The 24,302-nt window shown below is 55.3% G+C and carries 18 protein-coding genes and 1 pseudogene; 13 read left to right on the top strand and 6 right to left on the bottom strand.

Annotated features, from left to right (window positions below):
• Nucleotides 1-268 precede the first annotated feature (268 nt).
• The 3 genes from LH22_RS19005 to LH22_RS19015 all read left to right on the top strand — a co-directional run bounded on the left by LH22_RS19005 (nt 269) and on the right by LH22_RS19015 (nt 4,897).
• On the top strand, nt 269-1,840 hold the full coding sequence (locus LH22_RS19005; RefSeq protein ID WP_038649345.1) for an ABC transporter substrate-binding protein: 1,572 nt from the start codon (nt 269-271) through the stop codon (nt 1,838-1,840).
• Between the two features lie 118 nt (nt 1,841-1,958).
• On the top strand, nt 1,959-3,461 hold the full coding sequence (locus tag LH22_RS19010) for a helicase HerA-like C-terminal domain-containing protein (RefSeq protein WP_038649348.1): 1,503 nt from the start codon (nt 1,959-1,961) through the stop codon (nt 3,459-3,461).
• A 158-nt stretch (nt 3,462-3,619) separates the two neighbouring features.
• On the top strand, nt 3,620-4,897 hold the full coding sequence (locus tag LH22_RS19015; protein WP_038649350.1) for a DUF445 domain-containing protein: 1,278 nt from the start codon (nt 3,620-3,622) through the stop codon (nt 4,895-4,897).
• 72 nt (nt 4,898-4,969) lie between these two features.
• Here LH22_RS19015 and lptG read toward each other — a convergent pair whose 3' ends face one another.
• Nucleotides 4,970-6,046 (bottom strand): LPS export ABC transporter permease LptG, encoded by a 1,077-nt coding sequence (lptG, locus tag LH22_RS19020; protein WP_038649352.1) that lies wholly within the window; start codon nt 6,044-6,046, stop codon nt 4,970-4,972.
• The gene (gene lptF, locus LH22_RS19025; protein ID WP_038649354.1) at nt 6,046-7,146 is read right to left on the bottom strand and encodes an LPS export ABC transporter permease LptF; all 1,101 of its coding nucleotides are present in this window, start codon (nt 7,144-7,146) and stop codon (nt 6,046-6,048) included. Before lptF ends, lptG begins: the two co-directional genes overlap by 1 nt.
• Nucleotides 7,147-7,413: 267 nt before the next feature.
• Here lptF and pepA point away from each other — a divergent pair, with 267 nt between their 5' ends.
• The 4 genes from pepA to LH22_RS19045 all read left to right on the top strand — a co-directional run bounded on the left by pepA (nt 7,414) and on the right by LH22_RS19045 (nt 13,085).
• On the top strand, nt 7,414-8,925 hold the full coding sequence (gene pepA, locus LH22_RS19030) for a leucyl aminopeptidase (RefSeq protein ID WP_034826455.1): 1,512 nt from the start codon (nt 7,414-7,416) through the stop codon (nt 8,923-8,925).
• Between the two features lie 270 nt (nt 8,926-9,195).
• Nucleotides 9,196-9,657 (top strand): DNA polymerase III subunit chi, encoded by a 462-nt coding sequence (locus LH22_RS19035; RefSeq protein WP_034826457.1) that lies wholly within the window; start codon nt 9,196-9,198, stop codon nt 9,655-9,657.
• A gap of 2 nt (nt 9,658-9,659) precedes the next feature.
• Entirely contained in the window at nt 9,660-12,515 is a 2,856-nt protein-coding gene (locus LH22_RS19040; RefSeq protein WP_038649358.1) for a valine--tRNA ligase, read from the top strand.
• 63 nt (nt 12,516-12,578) lie between these two features.
• Entirely contained in the window at nt 12,579-13,085 is a 507-nt protein-coding gene (locus LH22_RS19045; protein WP_369801881.1) for a GNAT family N-acetyltransferase, read from the top strand.
• A 25-nt stretch (nt 13,086-13,110) separates the two neighbouring features.
• On the opposite strand, the gene miaE is transcribed toward LH22_RS19045, so the two are convergent.
• Both miaE and rraB read right to left on the bottom strand, forming a co-directional pair.
• Nucleotides 13,111-13,872 (bottom strand): tRNA isopentenyl-2-thiomethyl-A-37 hydroxylase MiaE, encoded by a 762-nt coding sequence (gene miaE, locus LH22_RS19050; protein WP_038649364.1) that lies wholly within the window; start codon nt 13,870-13,872, stop codon nt 13,111-13,113.
• Between the two features lie 59 nt (nt 13,873-13,931).
• The gene (gene rraB / locus LH22_RS19055) at nt 13,932-14,354 is read right to left on the bottom strand and encodes a ribonuclease E inhibitor RraB (RefSeq protein ID WP_034826466.1); all 423 of its coding nucleotides are present in this window, start codon (nt 14,352-14,354) and stop codon (nt 13,932-13,934) included.
• Nucleotides 14,355-14,517: 163 nt separating this feature from the next.
• Here rraB and argF point away from each other — a divergent pair, with 163 nt between their 5' ends.
• The 4 genes from argF to ridA all read left to right on the top strand — a co-directional run bounded on the left by argF (nt 14,518) and on the right by ridA (nt 17,633).
• Nucleotides 14,518-15,525 carry an ornithine carbamoyltransferase gene (gene argF / locus LH22_RS19060; protein WP_038649366.1) on the top strand — a complete coding sequence of 336 codons (1,008 nt, stop codon included), beginning with the start codon at nt 14,518-14,520 and terminating at the stop codon, nt 15,523-15,525.
• Nucleotides 15,526-15,757: 232 nt separating this feature from the next.
• On the top strand, nt 15,758-16,693 hold the full coding sequence (gene pyrB, locus LH22_RS19065; protein WP_034826472.1) for an aspartate carbamoyltransferase: 936 nt from the start codon (nt 15,758-15,760) through the stop codon (nt 16,691-16,693).
• A 10-nt stretch (nt 16,694-16,703) separates the two neighbouring features.
• On the top strand, nt 16,704-17,168 hold the full coding sequence (pyrI, locus tag LH22_RS19070) for an aspartate carbamoyltransferase regulatory subunit (protein WP_038649369.1): 465 nt from the start codon (nt 16,704-16,706) through the stop codon (nt 17,166-17,168).
• Nucleotides 17,169-17,246: 78 nt separating this feature from the next.
• Nucleotides 17,247-17,633: a 2-iminobutanoate/2-iminopropanoate deaminase gene (gene ridA, locus LH22_RS19075; RefSeq protein ID WP_034826478.1), complete on the top strand. Its 387-nt coding sequence runs from the start codon at nt 17,247-17,249 to the stop codon at nt 17,631-17,633.
• A gap of 284 nt (nt 17,634-17,917) precedes the next feature.
• Here ridA and LH22_RS19080 read toward each other — a convergent pair whose 3' ends face one another.
• Nucleotides 17,918-20,302 carry a beta-N-acetylhexosaminidase gene (locus LH22_RS19080; protein ID WP_038649372.1) on the bottom strand — a complete coding sequence of 795 codons (2,385 nt, stop codon included), beginning with the start codon at nt 20,300-20,302 and terminating at the stop codon, nt 17,918-17,920.
• Between the two features lie 271 nt (nt 20,303-20,573).
• Here LH22_RS19080 and nrdD point away from each other — a divergent pair, with 271 nt between their 5' ends.
• On the top strand, nt 20,574-22,712 hold the full coding sequence (gene nrdD, locus LH22_RS19085; protein ID WP_038649375.1) for an anaerobic ribonucleoside-triphosphate reductase: 2,139 nt from the start codon (nt 20,574-20,576) through the stop codon (nt 22,710-22,712).
• Nucleotides 22,709-23,173 (top strand): annotated as a pseudogene (nrdG, locus tag LH22_RS19090) (anaerobic ribonucleoside-triphosphate reductase-activating protein); the annotation flags it as partial. The gene nrdD and the pseudogene nrdG, both read left to right, overlap by 4 nt.
• On the opposite strand, the gene LH22_RS19095 reads toward nrdG, so the two are convergent.
• The gene (locus LH22_RS19095; protein WP_038649381.1) at nt 23,168-24,205 is read right to left on the bottom strand and encodes a permease; all 1,038 of its coding nucleotides are present in this window, start codon (nt 24,203-24,205) and stop codon (nt 23,168-23,170) included. The pseudogene nrdG and the gene LH22_RS19095 overlap by 6 nt on opposite strands.
• Nucleotides 24,206-24,302 lie beyond the last annotated feature (97 nt).

The raw sequence follows: 24,302 nt of genomic DNA on the forward strand, positions 1-24,302 counted from the left end.
CAAAGAAATAATCGCTCAATTCAATCGATAAAAATAAATCATACTTCCATACAAGAGAATTATTCTCATTAATAACATCTTATTTACTTAATTGACCAGTACATGAACGATCTATTTCCTGAAAATGACAGGCGGCGCACAAAATAAGCGAAATAATCGCAAGATGTTATCATTTGTTAATTTCCGGCACAGCTCAGAACAAACCGGCATTTTGCCTGAGCGGCGGCAGCGGTAGAGTCGATTAATCTATCACTCAGGAAAACAATAAATGCGTGCATTGATTTTGTTGGTCACTTTATGGAGTAGTGCATTTGCCTTACAGGCTGCCACACCGAAAGACACGCTGGTGGTCGCCGTACCGCTGGATGGCATTATCAGCTTCGACCCTGCAGAAAGCTTTGAAACCGTCAGCAACAGCGTACAGCGCAATATCTACCAGACGCTGGTACAAGCCGACCGCGATACGCCACAGAAACTGGCACCGCTGCTGGCAACATCCTGGCAAAGTGGCAGTTCGCCACACAGCCTGGTGTTTAACCTCAAACCCGGCACTCGCTTCTCCAGCGGTAATGCGGTGACACCGCAGGATGTGATTTTCTCACTGACGCGCGCCGTGCAGTTGAACAAGGCACCTTCTTTCATTCTCGCCGAATTTGGCTGGACCCGCGAAAACATCGCCAGCCAGTTTAAGGTGCTGAGTGACCATCAGTTGGAGATACAGTGGCCTGCACAGATCGGTCAGGACTTGGCGCTGCGCCTGCTGACTGCGCCGGTCGCCTCGGTGGTGGACAGTAAAACCGTGCAGCAGCATGCGGTAAATAACGATTTGGGTAATGGCTGGCTGCACACCCACACCGCTGGCAGCGGCGCGTTCACGATTCAACAGTATGTGCCGCAGCAGGCGCTGGTGCTAAGCGCCAATCCGCAAGCTAACCCGCAGCCACATCTGAAGCGTATTTTGCTAAAAGGCGTGGCCGATGCCGGTGCGCGTCGCCTGTTGATCCAGCAAGGCGATGTGGATGTCGCTTATCAGCTCGGCCCGGATCAAATCGATGCGCTGAAGAGCGATAAAAACCTGCGCATCGAGGCGTTCCCTTCGAGCCTGGTGTATTACCTGGGCTTCAATACCCAAAACAAAGCGCAACCGGCACTGGGCAACCCGGCCCTGTGGGAAGCAGCGCGTTGGTTGGTGGATTACCAGTCAATCTCAAAAGATTTGCTGAAAGGTCAGTACCGCATTCATCAGAGTTTCCTGCCGCAGGGCTTTGATGGCGCGCTAGAGGATCAACCGTTCCATTACGATGTGGCGAAAGCCAAAGCGATATTGGCCAAAGGGGGCATTAAACCCGGCAGCAAGTTTGCGCTGACGGTGATCAACCAGCCGCCGTACATTGATGTTGCCCAGGCGCTACAGGCCAGCTTTGCCAAAGCGGATGTGCAGATTGAGCTGCAGCCGGTGGCAGAATCCGAGTTGTGGAGCAAAATGCGCGGCCGCGATTTCCAGTCGATCTTTATCTACTGGGGCGCGGATTACGTTGACCCCAATACCAATGCCAGCGCTTTTGCTTACAACGTGCCGGGCGGCTCAAAAACGCTGGCGTGGCGAGTCGGCTGGGAGATTCCTGCACTCAGCGCGAAGACACGTGCCGCAGCGGGTGAAAGTGACGCCACCCAACGCCGTGCGCTTTACACCGACCTGCAAAATACCGTGCAGCAGAATTCCCCGTTTGTGGTGATGCTGCAGGGTGCGCAGCAGGTCGCGGTGCGTAACAACGTCAATCATGTGCAGCAAGGGATTGGGGTGAGCTTGCTGTTCTTTGATGTGGTACAGAAGCAGTAAATTCTGTTGATGGGGGAATGACTTCCCCCCTCAACACTTTCAGTACAATCTTCATCCGTCTCCTCGCATCGCTTGCTATTCTTTCTGGCATAACCTGTTGCCTTCGAGTGAAAAAAATATGACCACCCCGTTGCTGATTGCTCAAACGCCCGACATCCAGTTATCCCTGCTTTCCAATATGGCGAACCGCCACGGCTTAATCACTGGCGCCACCGGCACCGGTAAAACCGTGACGCTGCAAAAAATTGCCGAGTCCTTCTCTAATATCGGCGTGCCGGTGTTTATGGCCGATGTGAAAGGCGATCTGACTGGCGTAGCCACCGCCGGTGAAGGCTCGGAAAAGTTGCTGGCACGGCTGGAAAAGATTGGCGTGACCGACTGGCAGGCACAGAAAAATCCGGTGATGGTGTGGGACATTTTTGCCGAGAAAGGCCACCCAGTGCGCGCCACCGTTTCCGACCTTGGCCCGCTGTTGCTGGCGCGCTTGCTCAACCTCAATGATGTGCAATCGGGCGTGCTGCAAATCATCTTCCGCATCGCCGACGATCAGGGCCTGTTGCTGCTGGATTTCAAAGATCTGCGCGCCATGACGCAATACATCGGCGATAACGCTAAATCTTTCCAGACGCAGTACGGCAACATCAACAGCGCCTCTGTGGGGGCGATTCAACGTGGCTTACTGGCGCTGGAACAGCAAGGCGCTGAACACTTCTTTGGCGAGCCGATGCTGGATATCCGCGACTGGATGCGTTGTGACAGCGAAGGCAAAGGCTTCATCAACATTCTCTCCGCTGAGAAGCTGTATCAGATGCCGAAACTCTATGCCACCAGCCTGCTGTGGCTGCTGGCGGAGCTGTACGAACAATTGCCCGAAGCGGGCGATCTCGACAAACCAAAGATGGTATTTTTCTTTGATGAGGCACACCTGCTGTTTACCGATGCGCCGCCGGTGCTGCTGGAGAAAGTGGAGCAAGTGATCCGTCTGATTCGATCCAAAGGCGTCGGCGTCTATTTCGTCACGCAGAATCCATCGGATATCCCTGACAACGTGCTCGGCCAGCTGGGCAATCGTGTGCAACACGCCCTGCGCGCCTTCACGCCGAAAGATCAAAAAGCGGTGAAAAGCGCCGCCGAAACCATGCGCGCCAATCCGGCATTCAATACCGTGGAAGCCATTCAGGCGCTGGGCACTGGCGAGGCGCTGATTTCGTTTCTCGATGAAAAAGGCAGCCCGTCGATGGTGCAACGCGCCATGGTGATTGCGCCCGGCTCGCGCATGGGGCCGATAACGCAGGATGAGCGCAACGGCCTGATCAATAACTCACCGCTGTACGGCAAATACGACACCGAAGTGGATCGCGAATCCGCGTTTGAGATGCTGCAAAAAGGGGTGCAAGCCGCGCCACAGCAGGCCGATGCGCCGGAAGCCAAAGGCAATAATGTCGAAGTTGATGATGTCATTCTCGGCGGGTTGAAAGACATTCTGTTTGGCACCACCGGACCGCGCGGCGGCAAGCGCGATGGCGTGGTGCAGAGCGTGGCAAAAAGCGCGGCGCGCCAGGTAACCAACCAGATCATTCGTGGCGTACTGGGGAGTTTGATGGGCGGCCGTCGTCGATAACACACTGAAAATATTTATCTTCCTCCGCGGCGCTATGTATGGCGCGGGTATCAGCAACGCTGCTGTGACACCTGCGCGCCGCGACATCAATGACGCTGATTGAATAGGTACAATGATTCGCACCGCCACCATAAGGTGTGGTCTGCTAAGATCGTTATATGGATAAATATCAACAACTCAAACGGAGCAAGCGTCTGGCACTCGCATTGCTGCTGGTTGCCGCAGTGACTTTTGTCGTGACGCTGTTTCTACCACCCAATTTTTGGGTGCTTGGTCTCAAGGCCATTGCTGAAGCGGCGATGGTCGGTGCGCTGGCAGACTGGTTTGCGGTGGTCGCGCTGTTTCGCCGCGTGCCGGTGCCCTTCATCTCGCGTCATACGGCGATCATTCCGCGCAATAAGGATCGCATCGGGGAGAATCTTGGCCGCTTTGTGCAGGAGAAATTTCTTGATACCGATTCGTTGCTGGCGCTGATCCGCCGCCACGATCCCTCGCAGATGCTGGCGCATTGGCTCAACACACCGGGCAACGCCGATCGCATTGGCCGCCATCTGTTGCAGGTGATGCGCGGCTTCCTTGATCTCACGGATGATGAACGCATCCAGCGCTTCCTGCGGCGTGCCGTGCATCGCGCCCTGGATAAGGTCGATCTGACGCAATCCAGCGCACTGCTGCTCGACAGCCTGACCAAAAACAATCGTCATCAGGAACTGCTCGATGCCGCAGTACAACAGCTGCTGCGTCTGCTGCATAAGCCTGGCACGCGTGAATTTATCGCGGCTCAGATTGTGCGCTGGCTGAAGCGTGAACATCCGATCAAAGCCAAAATGCTACCCACCGAATGGCTGGGCGAGCACAGTGCTGACCTGGTGGCTAATGCAGTGGACTCGATTCTGGATGAAGTGGCAATCAATCAAGGTCACGAACTGCGTCTGGGCTTTGACCGCGCAGTACAGCGACTGATTGAGAAGCTGAAAACCGACCCCGAAATGGCCGAACGCGCCGAGGTGATCAAAAGCTGGCTGAAAGAGGATGAGTCGCTGAATCGCTACATCGGCGAGCTATGGCAGGACTTGCGTAGCTGGCTGAAGGCCGATCTTAACAGTGAAGATTCTCGCGTGCAGGAGCGCGTGCGTCTTGCCGCGCTATGGTTCGGCGAAACGCTGGCAGCAGATGAAGGGCTGCGTACCTCGATGAATCAACACCTGGAAGATGCCGCCCGCAGCATTGCTCCAGAGTTCGCCGAATTCCTGACGCGCCACATCAGCGATACCGTGAAGAGCTGGGATGCGCGAGAGATGTCACAACAGATTGAGTTGAACATTGGCCGCGATCTGCAGTTTATTCGTATTAACGGGACGTTGGTGGGTGGCACCATTGGATTAGTTCTGTATCTGCTATCGCAGCTGCCAACGTTGATTCATACATTGAAGTAATAAAAAAACCGCCATGGAGATGGCGGCTTCAATGGGTTTTCGTGATAGCTGCGGGTTATCCCTTTACCATCATTAACTGCGCTTCATCAACAGATACAAGCTGATGGCAAAGAACGCGGCGCTCGGCAATAGCGCCCCCAGAAGCGGCGGGATGCCATACACCAGGCTCAGCGGTCCGAAGATCTGATCCAGCACGTAGAACAGGAAGCCGAAGCTGATACCCGTCACCACGCGCACGCCCATCGACACACTTCGCAGCGGACCAAAGATAAACGACAGCGCCATTAACATCATCACCGCCACGGACAGCGGCTGGAAGATTTTACCCCACATGTTTAGCAGATAACGCCCTGACACTTGGCCACTCTGCTTAAGGTATTTGCTGTAGTTGTACAGACCGCTAATGGACAGCGCATCCGGATCCAGCGCGACCACGCCGAGTTTGTCAGGCGTCAGGTTGGTTTTCCACTCCCCACCCAGACTTTGCGAACCGGTAATCTGTTTCGCATCACTCAGGTTGGACTCATCCACCTGCGACAGCTGCCACAACTTCTTGTCTTTGTTCCATGTCGCACTGGCGGCATAACGAACGCTGAGAAGACGACGCTGATCGGTGAAGGTGTATATGCTGACGCCATCAATCTCGTTGTCGCCTTTGATACGTTCGATGTAGATGAAGTCATGGCCGTCTTTCGCCCACAGCCCATTCTGCGTCGACATCAGCGAGCCGCCGTACAGTTGCTGCGCACGGTAGTTACGCGCCATCTGCTCCCCCTGCGGTGCCACAAATTCGCCGATAGCCATGGTCAACAACACCAGAGGAATCGCGGTTTTCATCACCGCCAGCGCCACCTGCATACGGGTAAAGCCCGATGCCTGCATCACCACCAGCTCGCTGCGCTGCGCTAGCGTTCCCAAGCCCAACAGTGCACCCAGCAGTGCGGCCATCGGGAAGAAGATTTCAATATCTTTCGGTACGCTGAGCAGCGTGTAGTAACCGGCGTCGAGCGCGGTGTAAGCGCCCTGCCCGGTTTTACGTAGCTGATCGACAAACTTGATGATGCCCGATAGCGACACCAGCATGAACAATGTCAGCATGATGGTGTTGAAAATGGTTTTACCGATATAGCGGTCAAGGACCTTAAACATCACTGCGATCCTCCACGACTAAAGCGACCACGAATGCGTCGCATCGGTACCGTATCCCACAGGTTCAACATCACGGCCAGCGCCAGATAAGCCAGGTTCACTACCCACATCCAAATCGCGGGATCGAACTTGCCTTTCGCTGCGTTAGAACGTAACGAACTCTGCAGCAGGAAGAAGATCAGATACAGCAGCATCGCAGGCAGCATTGACAGCACACGCCCCTGCCGAGGGTTGACCACGCTGAGCGGCACCACCATCAACGCCATCACCAGCACCGCAAACACCAGCGTTAAACGCCAGTGGAACTCGGCCTGGAACTGCGGCGTTTTGTTTTGGTACAGGGTGCTAATGCTCGCCTGATCGGCATCATTCGGATCGAGCGTGGCCTCTTTATAGCCCACCAGCGCCTGGTAGTTGGTGAAGTCGGTGATGCGGAAATCGCGCAGCATCGCCGTGCCCTCGAAGCGCGTGCCTTTATCCAGCGTCACCACTTGAGAACCGTCTTTGCGTTGTTCCATATGACCGCTGTCAGCCAGCACCACCGATGGGCGTGCATTGCCTTTCGGACGCAGCTGGGCCAGGAATACGCTACCAAAGTGATTACCCTTCACATTTTCCACAAACAGCACAGTATTACCGTCGCTGGAGGTCTGGAACTGGCCCGCCGCCAGTGCCGCTGCGCCAGGGTTGGCTTTGGCATTTTGTGTGACTTCATCCTGGTAACGCGATGACCATGGTCCTAACCAAAGGACGTTGACAGCCGCTACCGCTGAAGTCAGCAGCATCAGGATCATCGCGGCCTTGACCAGCACGCTTTTCCCCAGGCCGCAGGCATGCATCACCGTGATCTCACTTTCGGTGTACAGCCGCCCAAGGGTCATTAAAATCGCCAGAAACAAGCTTAGGGGCAGGATAAGTTGTGCCATTTCAGGCACGCCAAGTCCTAACAATGTCAGAACCAGATTTGTTGGGATCTCGCCATCCACCGCTGCACCCAAAATCCTGACTAACTTCTGGCAAAAGAAGATCAGTAGCAGGATGAACAGGATAGCCAGCTGGCTTTTGAGCGTTTCCCGAACCAGATATCTAATGATGATCACGCTTAGTACGCCTGTGATAACTTGTCTTTTTGCAGGAAAATCGCTAGTTTCAACGCTTATCAGCCATTTTTCTTCATCAATGGCCGTCATCGTAGCTAAAATAGTATGACGAACGCGTTAGGGTGGTGAAAAAACAACACATTGCCACCACATCTCATTATGACCGTCGGCGTTAAATTGTCATGGCGCCGCTAAAAATAATGGGTTACGAACGCGCTACATTCTAACGACAGCTAAGGCCGTTGTCTTTAAGATTCAGGAGAGTGCATGGAGTTCAGTGTAAAAAGCGGTAGCCCGGAAAAACAGCGTAGCGCCTGCATTGTTGTAGGCGTTTTCGAACCGCGCCGTTTGTCACCCATTGCTGAACAGCTGGATAAAATCAGCGACGGCTACATCAGCGCCCTGCTGCGCCGCGGTGAACTGGAAGGCAAAGTCGGTCAGACCTTGCTGCTGCACCATGTGCCTAACATCCTGTCTGAACGTATCCTGTTGATCGGCTGCGGTAAAGAGCGCGAGCTGGATGAACGCCAGTATAAGCAGGTGATTCAGAAGACCATCAATACGCTGAACGACACGGGTTCGATGGAAGCGGTGTGCTTCCTGACCGAACTGCATGTTAAAGGGCGCAACACTTACTGGAAAGTCCGCCAGGCGGTTGAAACCTCAAAAGAAGCGCTCTACAACTTCGACCAGCTGAAAAGCAATAAAGTTGAACCGCGCCGTCCACTGCGCAAGCTGGTGTTCAACGTGCCAACCCGTCGTGAACTCACCAGCGGTGAACGTGCGATTCAGCATGGTTTAGCGGTGGCAGCGGGCGTCAGAGCCGCCAAAGACCTCAGCAATATGCCGCCAAATATTTGTAACGCCGCGTATCTGGCGTCGCAGGCGCGCCAGTTGGCTGATGCGTACAGCAAAAATGTCACCACGCGTGTCATCGGTGAACAGCAGATGAAAGAGCTGGGCATGAACGCGTATCTGGCGGTCGGTGCTGGCTCACACAACGAATCATTGATGTCGGTGATTGAATACAAAGGCAGTACCGATCCGGAAGCGCGTCCGATTGTGCTGGTCGGTAAAGGCCTGACCTTCGATTCCGGTGGTATCTCGATTAAACCTGCCGATTCGATGGATGAGATGAAGTACGACATGTGCGGCGCGGCGTCCGTGTACGGCGTGATGCGCATGGTGGCGGAACTCAATCTGCCATTGAACGTCGTCGGCGTACTGGTGGGTTGTGAGAACATGCCGGATGGTCGTTCGATGCGTCCAGGCGATGTGCTGACCACCATGTCGGGCCAAACCGTTGAAGTGCTGAATACCGATGCGGAAGGCCGTCTGGTGCTGTGCGATGCGCTGACTTACGTTGAGCGCTTCGAGCCAGAAGTGGTGATTGACGTCGCGACCCTGACCGGTGCCTGCGTGATTGCGCTGGGCCATCACGTCAGTGGTTTGATGTCGAACCATAATCCGCTGGCGCACGAGCTGATCAGCGCCTCAGAACAAGCAGGTGACCGCGCGTGGCGTCTGCCGATGGCGGATGAGTATCAGGAGCAGCTGGAATCCAATTTTGCCGATATGGCAAACATTGGCGGCCGTCCCGGCGGTGCCATCACGGCAGCCTGTTTCCTGGCGCGTTTTGCGCGTAAGTTTAACTGGGCGCACCTGGACATCGCGGGTACCGCATGGCGTTCTGGCAAGGCCAAAGGTGCCACCGGCCGCCCGGTTCCGCTGCTGTCGCAGTTCCTGTTGAACCGCGCGGGTCTGAACGGCGACGATTAAAGCCGCGAAAAAATATACACAAATAATCCGAGGTGCAGGAAGGCGGCAAATGAGCGACAAATCGACTTGTCGATTTTAACAGCGCTTACGCTGGCCCGCAGGGTGAACCTCCTTCGGGAGGTTCATAGTCCCGATGAGCTTACTCAAGTCAGTGATTCGGGTGAGCGAGAGCAGCCAACGCATCTGCACCTTGAAGTATGAAGTGTATAGACGTATCAACTCATGGGGCGCAAAATGCGCCCCACTGTCATTAATGGAAATAAGCTTGCCATGAAAAACGCCACTTTCTATGTGATGGAGTCAGAAAGCGCCAGTGACGGCCTGAGCGCCATCGAAGCACTGGTGTGCGATCTGGCCGAAACACGCTGGCGTGACGGCAAACGCATTCTGATTGCCTGCGAGAATGAAGAGCAGGCCAATCGTCTGGATGAAGCGCTCTGGCAGCGCCCCGCCAACGCCTTTGTGCCACACAATCTGGCGGGTGAAGGCCCACGCTACGGTGCCCCGGTTGAGCTGGCCTGGCCGCAACGACGCGGCAGTTCACCGCGTGACCTGCTGATCAGCCTGCTACCACAGTTCGCAGATTTTGCTACTGGTTTCCATGAAGTGATAGACTTTGTTCCTTACGAAGAATCCCTAAAACAACTGGCGCGCGATCGCTACAAAACGTATCGCAGCGTTGGTTTCCAATTGAATACGGCGACGCCACCTCCGCCGCAAACGACAGTGTAGAAATGGAAAAGACATATAACCCGCAAGATATCGAGCAGCCGCTCTACGAGCACTGGGAACAGCAGGGCTACTTCAAACCGAATGGCGACACCAGCCAGGAAAGCTTTTGCATCATGATCCCGCCGCCGAACGTCACCGGCAGCTTGCATATGGGTCACGCTTTCCAGCAGACCATCATGGATACCATGATTCGCTACCAGCGTATGCAGGGTAAAAACACCCTGTGGCAGGCGGGTACTGACCACGCCGGTATCGCGACTCAAATGGTGGTGGAGCGCAAGATCGCCGCTGAAGAGGGCAAAACTCGCCAGGATTACGGTCGTGATGCCTTCATCGATAAAATCTGGCAGTGGAAAGCAGAGTCCGGCGGCACCATCACCCGCCAAATGCGTCGCCTCGGTAACTCCGTGGATTGGGAGCGTGAGCGCTTCACCATGGATGAAGGCCTGTCGAATGCGGTACGTGAAGTCTTCGTGCGCCTGTATAAAGAGAACCTGATTTACCGTGGCAAACGCCTGGTGAACTGGGATCCAAAACTGCGTACCGCTATCTCCGATCTGGAAGTGGAAAACCGTGAGAGCAAAGGCTCCATGTGGCATATCCGCTACCCGCTGGCCGATGGCGTGAAAACCGCAGAAGGCAAAGATTACCTGGTGGTCGCCACCACTCGTCCGGAAACCCTGCTGGGCGATACCGGCGTGGCGGTGAATCCGGAAGATCCACGTTACAAAGATCTGATCGGCAAAGAGCTGATCCTGCCGCTGGTGAACCGTCGTATTCCTATCGTGGGTGACGATCACGCCGATATGGAAAAAGGCACCGGCTGCGTGAAGATCACCCCAGCGCATGACTTCAATGACTACGAAGTGGGTCGTCGTCACAAGCTGCCAATGATCAACATCCTGACCTTTGATGGCGATATCCGCGAGCGTGCGGAAGTGTTCGACACCAACGGTGAAGTCAGCGACGAATGCGCCGATGAGATCCCAGCGCAGTTCCAGAAAATGGAGCGTTTCGCTGCGCGCAAAGCCATGGTGGCTGCGATTGATGAGCTCGGCCTGTTGGACGAAATCAAACCACACGATCTGACTGTGCCTTACGGCGACCGTGGCGGCGTGGTGATCGAGCCAATGCTGACCGACCAATGGTATGTGCGCACTGCCCCGCTGGCAAAAGTTGCGGTGGAAGCGGTCGAAAACGGCGACATCCAGTTCGTGCCTAAGCAGTACGAAAACATGTACTTCTCATGGATGCGCGACATTCAGGATTGGTGCATCTCCCGTCAGCTGTGGTGGGGACATCGCATCCCGGCCTGGTATGACAACGACGGCAACGTCTATGTTGGTCGTACTGAAGCCGAAGTGCGTCAGGAAAATAACCTGGCAGACGTTGTGGTGCTTCGCCAGGACGACGACGTGCTGGATACCTGGTTCTCATCAGGTCTGTGGACCTTCTCGACCCTTGGCTGGCCAGAGAATACCGAAGCGCTGCGTACCTTCCACCCAACCAGCGTGCTGGTGAGCGGCTTCGACATCATCTTCTTCTGGATTGCGCGCATGATCATGCTGACCATGCACTTCATCAAAGACGAAGACGGCAAGCCTCAGGTGCCGTTCAAAACCGTGTATATGACCGGTTTGATCCGTGATGAAGAAGGCCAGAAGATGTCCAAGTCGAAAGGCAACGTCATCGATCCACTGGATATGATCGACGGCATTTCGCTGGAAGATCTGCTGGAGAAACGCACCGGTAACATGATGCAGCCGCAGCTGGCTGAGAAGATCCGCAAACGTACCGAGAAGCAGTTCCCGGACGGCATTGTGGCTTCCGGCACCGATGCCCTGCGCTTTACCCTTGCTGCACTGGCCTCAACCGGCCGTGACATCAACTGGGATATGAAGCGTCTTGAAGGCTATCGCAACTTCTGTAACAAGCTGTGGAACGCCAGCCGTTTCGTGCTGATGAACACCGAAGAGCATGATTGCGGCCAGAACGGCGGCGAACTGAAGCTGTCACTGGCGGATCGCTGGATTCTGACCGAATTCAACAGCACCGTGAAAGCCTATCGTGAGGCGCTTGACAGCTATCGCTTTGATATCGCTGCCAACATCCTGTACGACTTCACCTGGAACCAGTTCTGTGACTGGTATCTGGAGCTGACCAAGCCGGTAATGACCAACGGCAGCGAAGCGGAACTGCGCGGCACGCGTAATACGCTGGTCACCGTGCTGGAAGCGGTGCTGCGCCTGGCGCATCCGATCATTCCTTACATCACCGAAACCATCTGGCAGCGTGTGAAAGGTTTGAAGAACATCGATCACGATACCATCATGCTGCAGCCGTTCCCGCAGTTTGACGCGGCGAAAGAAGATGCCGAAGCCAAAGCGGATATCGAGTGGATCAAGCAGGCGATCGTGGCCGTGCGTAACATCCGTGCGGAGATGAACATCGCTCCGGGTAAACCGCTGGATGTGCTGCTGCGTGACTGCTCGCCAACCGCGCAGCGTCGTGTGGATGAGAACCGTAGCTTCCTGTCGCGCCTGGCGCGTCTGGAAAGCCTGACCATCCTGCCTGCGGGCGAGAAAGGTCCGGTCTCAGTCACCAAGATCGTCGAAGGCGCTGAGTTACTGATCCCGATGGCGGATCTGGTCAACAAAGAAGCCGAGCTGGATCGTCTGGCGAAAGAGCTCACCAAGCTGGATGTCGAGATTGAGAAAATCCAGATCAAACTGGCGAACGAAGGCTTTGTGGCACGCGCACCGGAAGCGGTCGTGGCCAAAGAGCGCGAGCGCATTGTTGAGCTGGAACAATCAAAAGCAAAACTGATTGAACAGCAGGGCGTGATTGCGGCATTGTAAGCGCATCAGTCCAACTGCTTAATCCAGGCCGGGCACTGCCCGGCTTTTTTACACCGGAAGAAAATGATGACCACCGCTACGCCACTGAATTTACAGGTGCGCCCGATTGTTGCGGCCGATAATCCGCTGATTGCCCAGGTGATCCGTGATGTGTCCGCAGAGTTTGGCCTGACCGCAGATAAAGGCTACACCGTGTCCGATCCAAATCTGGATCGCTTGTTCGAGTTGTACAGCGAAGCCAACAGCGCTTACTGGATTGTCGAGCATGAAGGTCTCGTCGTGGGCGGCGGTGGCGTGGCACCGCTGGCGTGTAGCGCGCCGGATATTTGTGAACTGCAGAAGATGTACTTCCTGCCTCAAGTGCGCGGTTTAGGGCTGGCGCGTGCGCTGGCTTTGCGGGCGATGGAGTATGCGCGTCAGCAGGGCTTCCGCCGCTGCTACCTGGAAACCACCGGTACCCTCACCCGCGCGATTAAGCTGTATGAGTCATTGGGCTTTGAGCTGATTGACAGCGCCATGGGTTGTACCGGGCACGGCGATTGTGAAGTGCGGATGCTAAAGGTGTTGTGATGAGTGCGCATGACTGCGCACTCGTTTAAAATGCGGGCACACCGCTATGAAAACGCAATTCACCATCTGGCTCGCTGATTAAGCGCGCCTCGGCGGCACCAAAGGCCTGCACGCGCGGGGCAATATCCTTCGCTGAAATTTGTTCCGCCAGCTTCAGGTAGTCCTGATAGTGGCGCGCTTCAGAACGCAGCAGTGAGATATAGAACTTCTGCAGTTGATCATCCAGATACGGCGCCAGGCTGGCGAAACGTTCGCAGGATCGCGCTTCAATGTAGGCTCCGCAAATCAACTTATCCACCAGCGCATCCGGTTCAAAGGTGCTGATTTCGCGTATCAATCCTTTGGCATAACGGCTGGCAGTGATTTTACGGTACGGCAAACCCCGCGACTGCATAATCTCCCACACCTGATAGAAGTGATGTAGCTCTTCTTTGATCAGCAGAATCATCATCTCGACTAAGTCATCCGCCCATGGCAGTTCATTACGCACGATGATGCTCTTGGTCAGATTCTTATGCGCATTGATAAAGTTGCTGTCCGGCTCATCGCGATAGATGAAATCTTCATAGGGTTTGAGCCACGCCAGAATGGCATCGCCACTCGGCTTATCGGCCACATATCGACGAATAATAAACACCGCGGTTTGAGCCGCTTTCAGCTCGCACACCATGTGGTCGGTCAGCAACAGCGTCAGGTTTTCTGGCTTGCGTGCCTCATCAATCCACGCTTGTGGCGTGCGGCAGTGCAGGAATTCATAGATGGGTTCTAACAGTGGAGCGTAATTCATCGGCGTTCTTTATTCTGGCGGGGAATGAGAGTTGGGCGACGAACGCCGCCCATCAAAACTTAGTGACGCACACCGTCGTCTTCTTCGTCGTCGATGAAGTCGCCATCGTCGTCTTCATCTTCCGCGTCCGGGTCTTCGAAATAAGTGCCCCAGCCGTCGTAATCGACGTTGAATTTGCCGGCCAGATTCACCAGTTGCTCAACCTGCGCATCAATCAGCTCTGGCTTTAATGCGCCTTCGCTCAGGATGTCCACGCACATTACGGTGCCGCCCTCTTCCAGCTCCAGCTCTTCCGGCTCGCTCACTTCAAAGCCCAGTTTGAAAGCCTCAACCGCCACTTTCTCCAGTGAGTCGAAGTTGTTGCAAGAGAGGTGATGCTCGATAGTGTAAAGCGCATCCGGATCGCTGCCGTCTTCCAGCAACTCTTCAATGATCAGGCGGGTTTCTTCGCGCTGTTCTTCCAGCAATGCTTCATATGCCATGTGCGTGTCCTCAAAATGTTCGACGTGAATGCAATTATTTTCCCACACTGCCTCGCGCGCCACTACACAAAACAGAAAGTTTCTTAACGCCGGGGTTGAAAATGCATATTCATACGGTTAGATTGAATTTTAATTCATTATTAGTCCCTATCTGGAGCGCTGTATGAGTCAGCTGTATTCGAGACACTTCCTGAGATTGCTGGATTTCACCCCCGCTGAAATCGCCGACCTGCTAAGTCTGGCAGGTGAATTAAAACACGCTAAGAAAAATGCCCAGGAAACGCAGTACCTGAAAGGCAAGAATATCGCGCTCATCTTCGAAAAAGACTCGACCCGTACCCGATGCTCTTTCGAAGTTGCCGCATACGATCAGGGCGCTAACGTCACCTATCTCGGCCCAAGCGGCAGCCAAATCGGCCATAAAGAGTCAATGAAAGATACTGCGCGCGTCCTTGGCCGCATGTATGACGGCATTCAGTATCGTGGCTTCGGTCAGGAACTGGTGGAAACGCTGGCGGAATTTGCCGGTGTGCCGGTGTGGAACGGCCTGACCACGGAATTCCACCCGACGCAGTTGCTGGCAGATTTGCTCACCATGCAAGAACATCTGCCAGGTAAACCATTAAGCGACATGACGTTGGTGTATGTGGGTGACGCACACAACAACATGGGCAACAGCATGCTGGAAGCGGCGGCACTGGTGGGTCTGGACCTGCGCCTGGTGGCACCGAAGGGTTGCTGGCCGGAAGAGCAGTTGGTTGAACAGTGTCGCGTTGCCGCACAGAAAACCGGTGGCAAAATCACCCTGACCGAAGACATTGGCGAAGGCGTGCAAGGTGCGGATTTCATCTACACTGATGTGTGGGTGTCGATGGGTGAAGCGAAATCAGTATGGGAAGAGCGTATCGCCCTGCTGCGTCCGTATCAGGTCAACAGCGCCATGCTGGCACTGACCGGCAATCCGCAGGTGAAATTCCTGCACTGCCTGCCCGCCTTCCATGATGATCAAACCACGCTGGGCCGTCAGATGGCTGAACAGTATGGTCTGAAAGACGGCATGGAAGTGAGTAATGAGGTGTTTGAATCGGCGCACAGCATCGTTTTCGATCAGGCCGAAAACCGCATGCATACCATCAAAGCGGTGATGGTCGCCACGCTGGGTAATAAGTAAAGCAAACGTTTACCTTGCGGCGATTTCTGCTTGATGCAAATCAGTGAATGCGTATAATGCGCCACAATTTGCCGGAGGAAACATGCAACAGCGCAGCGCACAATTTGCCGCTCTACCCCGCCTGACCACAGGCGATGCAGCTGTTTCTTTCCGTCAACCATTGATCGTAAAAAAAGCCCCTTAAGCAGGGGCTTTTTTTTGTCCGCAATCCGGCAGCGCAGAGGAGAACGCTATGGCCAACCCGCTATATCGCAAGCACATTATTTCCATTAACGATCTCAACCGCGAAGAGCTGGAGTTGGTGTTACACACCGCTGCCCAGCTAAAGGCTCATCCCCAGCCGGAACTGCTGAAGCATAACGTGATTGCCAGCTGCTTCTTTGAAGCTTCAACACGTACCCGTTTGTCGTTTGAAACCGCCATGCATCGCCTCGGCGCTTCGGTGGTGGGCTTCGCCGACGGCAGCAACACCTCGCTGGGTAAGAAAGGCGAAACGCTGGCCGACACCATTTCGGTGATCAGCACTTATGTCGATGCGATTGTGATGCGTCACCCACAGGAAGGCGCCGCGCGTCTGGCGACCGAATTCTCCAGCGGCATTCCTATTCTCAATGCCGGTGACGGTGCCAACCAGCACCCGACGCAAACCCTGCTCGATCTCTTCACCATCCGTGAAACCCAAAGCCGCCTGGATAATCTCAACGTGGCGATGGTCGGTGACCTGAAATATGGCCGCACCGTGCACTCGCTAACGCAGGCGCTGGCGAAATTCACCGGCAACCGTTTCTACTTTATCGCGCCGGATGCGCTGGCGATGCCGGCCTACATCACCGACATGCTGGATGAGCAGAACATTGTCTGGACGCGTCATGACACCATCGAAGAAGTGATGCCAGAACTCGACATCCTCTACATGACCCGTGTGCAGAAAGAGCGTCTCGATCCGTCTGAGTATGCCAACGTTAAAGCACAATTCATTCTGCGCGCGGCCGATTTAGCCGGTGCACGCGATAACATGAAAGTGCTGCATCCGCTGCCGCGTATTGATGAGATCACCACTGACGTCGATAGCACGCCGCACGCCTGGTATTTCCAGCAGGCGGGCAATGGCATCTTCGCCCGCCAGGCTCTGCTGGCACTGGTATTGAATAGCGAACTGGCACTGTAAGGAGAAACCGATGACTCACGATAATAAATTGCAGGTTGAAGCCATCAAGCGTGGCACGGTAATCGACCATATTCCTGCGCAGGTCGGTTTTAAATTGCTGTCACTGTTTCGCCTGACCGAGACCGACCAGCGCATCACCATCGGCCTGAATTTGCCTTCGGGTGAGATGGGCCGCAAGGATTTGATTAAGATCGAGAATACCTTCCTGACCGACGATCAGATCAATCAGCTGGCGGTGTATGCGCCTCACGCCACCGTTAACCGCATTGATGAATACGAAGTGGTGGCGAAAATCGCCCCAACCTTGCCGGATCGTGTCGAGCGTGTGCTCACCTGTCCGAACAGCAACTGCATTAGCCGCAGTGAGCCGGTATGCAGCAGCTTTGCGGTGAAACAGCGCGACGATGATGTGCACCTGAAGTGCAAATATTGCGAGAAAGAGTTCGCGCGCCACGTGGTGCTCGGTCACTGGTAATCGTGCCTATCGTCCCTATAATGGGGCGAACCAATACGCGGCTGACAAGGGTCGGCTGCGCACTTCTAAGGAGAAGCAATGTCTCGCGAAATCAGCACAGAAAAAGCACCCGCAGCAATTGGCCCTTATGTGCAGGGCGTGGATCTCGGCAGCATGATCATCACTTCAGGCCAGATCCCTGTTGATCCGGCGACCGGTGCCGTCGCGGATGATGTGTCTGCGCAGGCGCGTCAGTCACTGGAAAATGTGAAGGCGATTGTGGAAGCCGCTGGCCTGAAAGTGGGCGACATTGTGAAAACCACCGTGTTTGTGAAAGATCTCAACGACTTCGCTACCGTCAATGCCACTTACGAAGCCTTCTTCACCGAGCACAACGCCAGCTTCCCGGCACGTTCTTGTGTGGAAGTCGCGCGTCTGCCGAAAGATGTGAAGATCGAGATTGAGGCAATTGCCGTTCGTCGTTAAGTAAAGGCAATGCGCAATACATTGCGCCGCTACAAACTTTTGCTCAACTGTGGCGGCGCAATGAGTGTGTGAGAACATCACGTTAGCGGCATCATTTCATGGCTTGCTCTTCACTCCCGTAGCGGCCTGATTTTATAGTGTGCCATCTCCTCGTAGAGGCATAATTCTATGGTGTGCCATCCCCCGGTAGCGGCACGATTCAAGAAGTGAACCCCGAAAGTTGGACACCATTCCAACGAGTAGTGGAGTGACCCCGTTCCCGTAGAAATTCATCGCGCATCCGTTTATTTAGACGACCTCAATAACTTCTCCAGCGGCCTGACCAACGCCAGCACAGTTTCATCCTGCACCTGTGCCGCAGCATCCAGTTTGGCATGCATCCCGGCCACTTCGCTGGCACCGTACGCCTGATTACGCTGCATCGCATTGACCAAATCAATGCCCATGCGGCTCAGTTCCGCCACCTGCTGAACCTGCTGCTGCAACGGTTTCAATTGGTCATTGCTCAATATCAACGGCATCACAGCATCACTGTTGTTTTGCCAACGCTGAAATTGCTGGCGAATGGCGTTGGCCGCGCCGCGATCCTCGCGATTAGCCATCAGAGCATCCACCTGTTTGTCCAGTAAGCGCACCGCTTCACTCTCAGCAGGCAGCACATCCGCCAGACGGTTGAGCGGCTCAAAGTAATCGTAATGCCCGGCCTGGAACTTCAGGTGCTGACGCGTGTAATACTGTGCCGGTTCCAGCACCTCCGCCAGCACGCGCAGCGGCGTGATATCGCTGGTGTTGGCCAACCGCATCATCTGCACGTCCGCCTGCTGATGCTGTTGTAATCCCACCGATACCGTGCCCCAGCGATCCACCGCGTTTAAACGCTGATACATGTTGTCGCTGTCGGTGACATCCTTCGCCGACCACAGGCGCTCAGCCACCACAAAGGCACGCGGCCATAGACGCGTATCAATGACCCGACTGTTGACGTTTTCCGCCCACAGCGCAGCCTCGCCACCAATCAGATTGTTTTGCATCTGTTGTGGCGTAGGGACGGAGGGTTGAATGCCGGTTGGCACCTGCGCCAGCTTATTGCCCTCGGTGGGATAGCGCACATTGCCCACCAGCATGTAGCCGGTCAGTTTGTCCTGCGTCAGAGTGACCATTGGCTGGAACGGCCCCATCCAGGTATCAACGCTAAAGGTCAGCTGCGTGGGTGACAGCCAGCGAATATCACTCACCATACGCCGCGCTTTGCCGCTGAAATCAATAAAGCCACGCCAGCCGTTTTTCGCTTCCACCAGAGTGAAACTGCCTTTGACCGGGCTGCCCTTCAAACGCGGCATGGTGAACTGCCAGCTCTGCGCTTGCTCTCCGGCTTGAATCTGATCCTGCCCATGAAGTCCCTGCGGCCATGGCTCGTTGCGGTAGTGATAAGCCGCAGTCTGTGGCTGATCGAGGTAAAAACCGGTTGAGAGAATGCCACGGAAATCGTGCTTCGCCACCTCACCTAACGCATCCTGCCCCTGCCAGGACTGGATCAAAATGCTGTTCGGCAGATCCGGATGGTAAACCTCATCCCAGCCAATCATGCGACGTTGATGCGCTTCCAGGATCTTCTCCACCCGCTGATTGAACCACGCCTGTAATGCGTGCGTGTCTTTCAGACCATGGTCGCGCATAAACTGCTGTATTTTCGGCGAGTCATTCCACTGTGTTGGATCCACTTCATCTCCGCCAATATGGATATAGGGATCCGGGAAGATCGCGGTGACTTCACCCATCAGCGTATCGATAAAGGTGAAGACGGCTTCGTTGCTGGGATCAAGCAACGGTTTAAACACACCCCAGCCGCGTTCCATCTTGTACGGGCCCGGCGCGCTGAGCAGTTCTGGCATCGCCACCGCGATCGCCGAGGCGTGCCCCGGCACATCAATTTCCGGCACCACGCGCACACCGCGCTGTGTGGCATAACGCACCACATCGCGCATTTGCTGCTGCGTGTAGTAAAGGCCGTCGCTGGCCTTCTCCTGCAACTGCGGATAGTGGCTGGAAGCAAATCGCCAGCCCTGGTCATCGGTCAGATGCCAATGGAATACGTTCATACGCGCAGCGGCGATACCGTCGATTTGCCGTTTCACGGTTTCAATCGGCAGGAAGTGGCGCGCCGAGTCGATTAGCACCCCGCGCCACGGGAATCGAGGTTTATCGTCAATGGTGACAAAGGGGATCTGCGTTCCCGTCTCATTATTCTCAATCAACTGAAGCAGGGTCTCCATGCCGCGCATCGCACCGAAACGCGTGTTGGCTTTTAGCGTCGCGCCGCCGCTGTTGACCTCAAGATGATAGCTCTCATCGCTGTCCGGCTGTGGCAAGGGATCCACCGCCTGAGCGATTTGCACCTGGATCGTCGCCTGATCGCCCGGTTCGCTGGTGGGCAGCAGCGGCCAACCAGTTTGACGTGAAATACGTGCTCGCCAGCGCGCTTCAGCTCCCTCCAGATGATCGCCCGTAATATTCAGCGTGAATTGCGGCGTCAGCGTGAACTCGCCACCGCTGGCGGGCTGTACCACTTTTTGCGGCCAGGGCATTAAAGGCAGATCAGAGGCGGGGGCAGCAACAGCGGAAAAAGTCAGGGATAAACAACAGGCGAGCAGCGTTCGTTGCAGAGGCATGTAAGGCATCCTTGTAATTAAATGACGGGCCAAAAATAGGCAAAAAAAATCATTAAACCTGCTTCGCGTCGCAAATCAAGTTGTAAAAAGGTCGAAGTTTGGCCTGCTTAAAACTTTTGAAGTTTAGTCCGCTTTACCATTGTGCGGCTTTCAATCTTCGTTATGTCTTCTTTGCGGCAGGTCAAAAACAACGCAATTAATTTCAGCCAAAACACCACATATTGCGATTACACTCTGCACAAATATCTACATATAGTTTCACGGAGAGAAAATGGCGGCGGTGGTGATTAAGCGAGACGGCTGTAAAGTGCCGTTTGAAGCGCAGCGTATTGCGCTAGCGGTTCAGGCGGCGGCGCAGGCTGCTCAGATTGATGATGCGAATTGGTGTACACAGGTCGCAGAGCAAGTGAGCCAGCGATTGTCCGATCGCATTGAGGTCGATATCCGTGACATTCAGTGCGCAGTGGAAGAGACGCTGATGGCCGGACGCTGGCCGCAGCTGGCGCGCGCCTATATCGAGTATCGCCATGACCGTGATTTAGCCCGTGAACAACGTGGCAAACTGCACCACGCCATTCGCGGCCTTGTGGAACAAACCAACGCTGCGCTGCTCAATGAGAATGCGAATAAAGACAGTAAAGTGATTCCCACGCAGCGCGATTTACTGGCGGGCATTGTTGCCAAACATTATGCCCAGCAGCAACTGCTGCCGCGTGATGTGGTGCTGGCGCATGAGCGCGGCGAGATTCATTACCACGACCTCGACTATTCGCCATTTTTCCCGATGTTTAACTGCATGTTGATCGATCTTCAGGGCATGTTGAACAACGGCTTCAAGATGGGCAATGCCGAAATCGAGCCGCCAAAATCCATTGCCACCGCGACGGCGGTGACAGCACAAATCATTGCGCAGGTCGCCAGCCATATTTACGGTGGTACCACCATCAACCGCATTGATGAAGTGCTGGCGCCGTTTGTGACGCTTAGTCTGGAGAAACATCGCGCCGTGGCACAACAGTGGCAGATTCCGGATGCGGAAGCCTATGCGCGCGTGCGCACCGAGAAAGAGTGCTTTGACGCATTCCAGTCCCTGGAATATGAGGTCAACACACTGCATACCGCCAACGGACAGACGCCGTTTGTCACCTTTGGCTTTGGACTCGGCACCGATTGGGCCGCGCGCCTGATCCAGCAGTCGATTCTGCGCAACCGCATCGCGGGGCTGGGTAAAAACCACAAAACCGCGGTGTTCCCTAAACTGGTGTTCGCCATCCGCGAAGGTGTGAATCGCCGCCCCGGCGATTTTAACTACGACATCAAACAGCTGGCGCTGGAGTGTGCCAGCAAACGTATGTATCCCGACATTCTCAATTACGACAAAGTGGTGGAAGTCACCGGCTCGTTCAAAACCCCGATGGGCTGCCGCAGCTTCCTCGGCGTGTATGAGGAAAACGGTAAGCAGATCCACGAAGGGCGAAATAATATTGGTGTCATTAGCCTGAACCTGCCGCGCATCGCGCTGGAAGCCAAAGGTAATGAAGCCCGTTTCTGGCTGCTGCTGGATGAGCGGCTAGAACTGGCTAAGCGCGCTTTAGTGACACGCATCGCCCGGCTGGAGAAAACCAAAGCACGCGTAGCACCGATTCTCTACATGGAGGGCGCGTGTGGCGTACGTTTGAATGCTGATGACGAAGTCGGCGCGATTTTCCGCAACGGCCGTGCTTCGATCTCGCTCGGCTACATCGGCCTGCATGAAACGCTGAACGCGCTGAGCGGCAATGAAGTCCATCCGTATGATGCGCAGCACCTGCGGGAAAAAGGCGTGGCGATTGTACAGCGTCTGCGCGACGCCGTGGATGCGTGGAAAGACGAGACAGGATACGGTTTTAGTCTGTACAGCACGCCGAGCGAAAACCTGTGTGATCGCTTCTGCCGACTCGATGCCGCCGAATTTGGCGTGGTGCCAGGCGTCACCGACAAAGGCTATTACACCAACAGCTTCCACCTCGACGTCGAAAAGAAAGTGAATCCCTACGACAAGATCGATTTTGAAGCGCCCTATCCTGCCATCGCCAATGGCGGCTTCATCTGTTATGGCGAATACCCCAATATTCAGCACAACCTCAAGGCGCTGGAGGATGTGTGGGATTACAGCTATCACCGCGTGCCCTATTACGGCACCAATACGCCAATCGATGAGTGCTACGAATGCGGCTTTACGGGTGAATTCAGTTGCACCAGCAAAGGTTTTACTTGTCCGTGCTGTGGTAACCACGATCCGGCGCGGGTTTCCGTCACGCGCCGTGTTTGTGGCTATCTGGGCAGCCCTGATGCGCGGCCGTTCAATGCCGGTAAGCAGGAAGAGGTGCAGCGTCGCGTTAAGCATCTGGATACCGGACCGCTGGGATGATGCGTATTCACCGCTATTACCCCGTCGATATCGTCAACGGGCCGGGTACACGCTGTACGCTGTTTGTCGCGGGCTGCGAGCATCAGTGTCGCGGCTGTTATAACCAGAGTACCTGGCGGCTGGATTCCGGCGTGCCTTTTACGTTAGAGAAGGAAGAGCAGTTGATTGCCGATCTCAAAGATCAGCGCATTCCACGTCAGGGGCTGTCGCTGAGCGGCGGCGATCCCCTGCATCCGCACAACGTACCGCACATCCGCCGTCTGGTAAAACGCGTGCGCCGCGAATGCCCGGATAAAGATATCTGGCTGTGGACCGGCTATGAGATGGCGGAACTGAGCGCGGCACAGCGTGAAGTGGTGGATGAAATTGATGTGTTGATCGACGGGCGGTTTGTGGAAGCGGAGAAAGATGCGCGGCTGCTGTGGCGCGGCAGCCGCAATCAGAAGATCTGGTATTTACGTCAGCCACAGGGCGAGTGTGCCGAGGAGCATGCCGCTCAGCGCCACGCCAGCCAGGGCGATCCACAAGGCGCGTGCCGGGAAGGCACGGTGCAGCATCAGTAAGGACGGCACACTCACGGCGGGTAAGGTCACCAGCAGCGCTAACGCAGGCGCGAGCCCCATGCCCGCCATCATCATGGTCTGTACAATGGGAATTTCTGCGGCTGTCGGGATGACAAACAAACAGCCCGCTATCGCCATCAGCATCACCCAAAACAGCGTGTTGCCCACTGCGCCATCGGCATGCGGAAACAGCCAGACGCGTGCCGCACCCAGCAACAACACGGCAAAGATATACAGCGGAATGGTGTTCCAGAACAGTCGCCACATGACGCGCAGCCAGCGAGTCAGAAACGGCTGCTCGCTGTCGGCAGCCATCACCATGGGCGCGGCAATGGTTTGTTCCGGCACGCTGCGCTGTACCAGCGACGCAATCCCCAGCACCATGATTAAGCCCGCCACCAGCCGAATCGCCGCGAAGTGCCAGCCCAGCACAAAGCCCATAAAAATTAGCGTGGCCGGATTCAGCAGCGGGTTCGCCAGCCAGAAGGCCATCGCCGCCCCGCTGGATACCTGCGACTGACGCAACCCCGCCGCCACTGGCGCGGCGCAACAGGTGCACATCATGCCCGGCAATCCCAGACCGGTGCCGATCAGCGTCGATCCAAACCGCGAGTTGCCCATTAAGCGAAGCAGCCAGTTACGCGGAATAAGCACTTGTACCAGCGATCCCAGCATCACACCTAACACTGCGGCTTTCCAGACGGCGAGGAAGTAAACCATCGCATAATCCAGCGCCGCGCGCCACGGTGAGTCCGCGGCATTCGCCAGAATGGATTTGCCGATCGAGTGGGTTTCAGCCGCCGTGAAGGCTTTGCCGTAGTAGGGCTGCCATTTGACGTACCACAGGCCAATAACGACGACGGCGAGGAACAGCAAGGGTTTCCACCATGCGAAGCGCGTCGCCGGGGCAGATGTTGCAAGTTGGGTCATAGCAGATTCCGTATTCTACAGAATAACGAATGCCGCACCGGAGAGTGTGGCGGTTAATCCATAGTGTTATTCAGGTTATTGGAATCTGCTACGCAAA

This window comes from Pantoea rwandensis, from assembly GCF_000759475.1.
GTDB classification, from domain to species: domain Bacteria; phylum Pseudomonadota; class Gammaproteobacteria; order Enterobacterales; family Enterobacteriaceae; genus Pantoea; species Pantoea rwandensis_B.

Excerpts from the sequence above, each read along its gene's own strand:
- LH22_RS19015 (WP_038649350.1), top strand. The coding sequence starts at position 3,620 with ATGGATAAATATCAACAACTCAAACGGAGCAAGCGTCTGGCACTCGCA.
- LH22_RS19095 (WP_038649381.1), bottom strand. The coding sequence starts at position 24,205 with ATGACCCAACTTGCAACATCTGCCCCGGCGACGCGCTTCGCATGGTGG.
- LH22_RS19035 (WP_034826457.1), top strand. The coding sequence starts at position 9,196 with ATGAAAAACGCCACTTTCTATGTGATGGAGTCAGAAAGCGCCAGTGAC.
- pepA (WP_034826455.1), top strand. The coding sequence starts at position 7,414 with ATGGAGTTCAGTGTAAAAAGCGGTAGCCCGGAAAAACAGCGTAGCGCC.
- LH22_RS19080 (WP_038649372.1), bottom strand. The coding sequence starts at position 20,302 with ATGCCTCTGCAACGAACGCTGCTCGCCTGTTGTTTATCCCTGACTTTT.
- argF (WP_038649366.1), top strand. The coding sequence starts at position 14,518 with ATGAGTCAGCTGTATTCGAGACACTTCCTGAGATTGCTGGATTTCACC.
- nrdD (WP_038649375.1), top strand. The coding sequence starts at position 20,574 with ATGGCGGCGGTGGTGATTAAGCGAGACGGCTGTAAAGTGCCGTTTGAA.
- LH22_RS19040 (WP_038649358.1), top strand. The coding sequence starts at position 9,660 with ATGGAAAAGACATATAACCCGCAAGATATCGAGCAGCCGCTCTACGAG.
- pyrI (WP_038649369.1), top strand. The coding sequence starts at position 16,704 with ATGACTCACGATAATAAATTGCAGGTTGAAGCCATCAAGCGTGGCACG.
- pyrB (WP_034826472.1), top strand. The coding sequence starts at position 15,758 with ATGGCCAACCCGCTATATCGCAAGCACATTATTTCCATTAACGATCTC.
- rraB (WP_034826466.1), bottom strand. The coding sequence starts at position 14,354 with ATGGCATATGAAGCATTGCTGGAAGAACAGCGCGAAGAAACCCGCCTG.
- ridA (WP_034826478.1), top strand. The coding sequence starts at position 17,247 with ATGTCTCGCGAAATCAGCACAGAAAAAGCACCCGCAGCAATTGGCCCT.
- LH22_RS19045 (WP_369801881.1), top strand. The coding sequence starts at position 12,579 with ATGATGACCACCGCTACGCCACTGAATTTACAGGTGCGCCCGATTGTT.
- LH22_RS19005 (WP_038649345.1), top strand. The coding sequence starts at position 269 with ATGCGTGCATTGATTTTGTTGGTCACTTTATGGAGTAGTGCATTTGCC.
- LH22_RS19010 (WP_038649348.1), top strand. The coding sequence starts at position 1,959 with ATGACCACCCCGTTGCTGATTGCTCAAACGCCCGACATCCAGTTATCC.
- miaE (WP_038649364.1), bottom strand. The coding sequence starts at position 13,872 with ATGAATTACGCTCCACTGTTAGAACCCATCTATGAATTCCTGCACTGC.
- lptG (WP_038649352.1), bottom strand. The coding sequence starts at position 6,046 with ATGTTTAAGGTCCTTGACCGCTATATCGGTAAAACCATTTTCAACACC.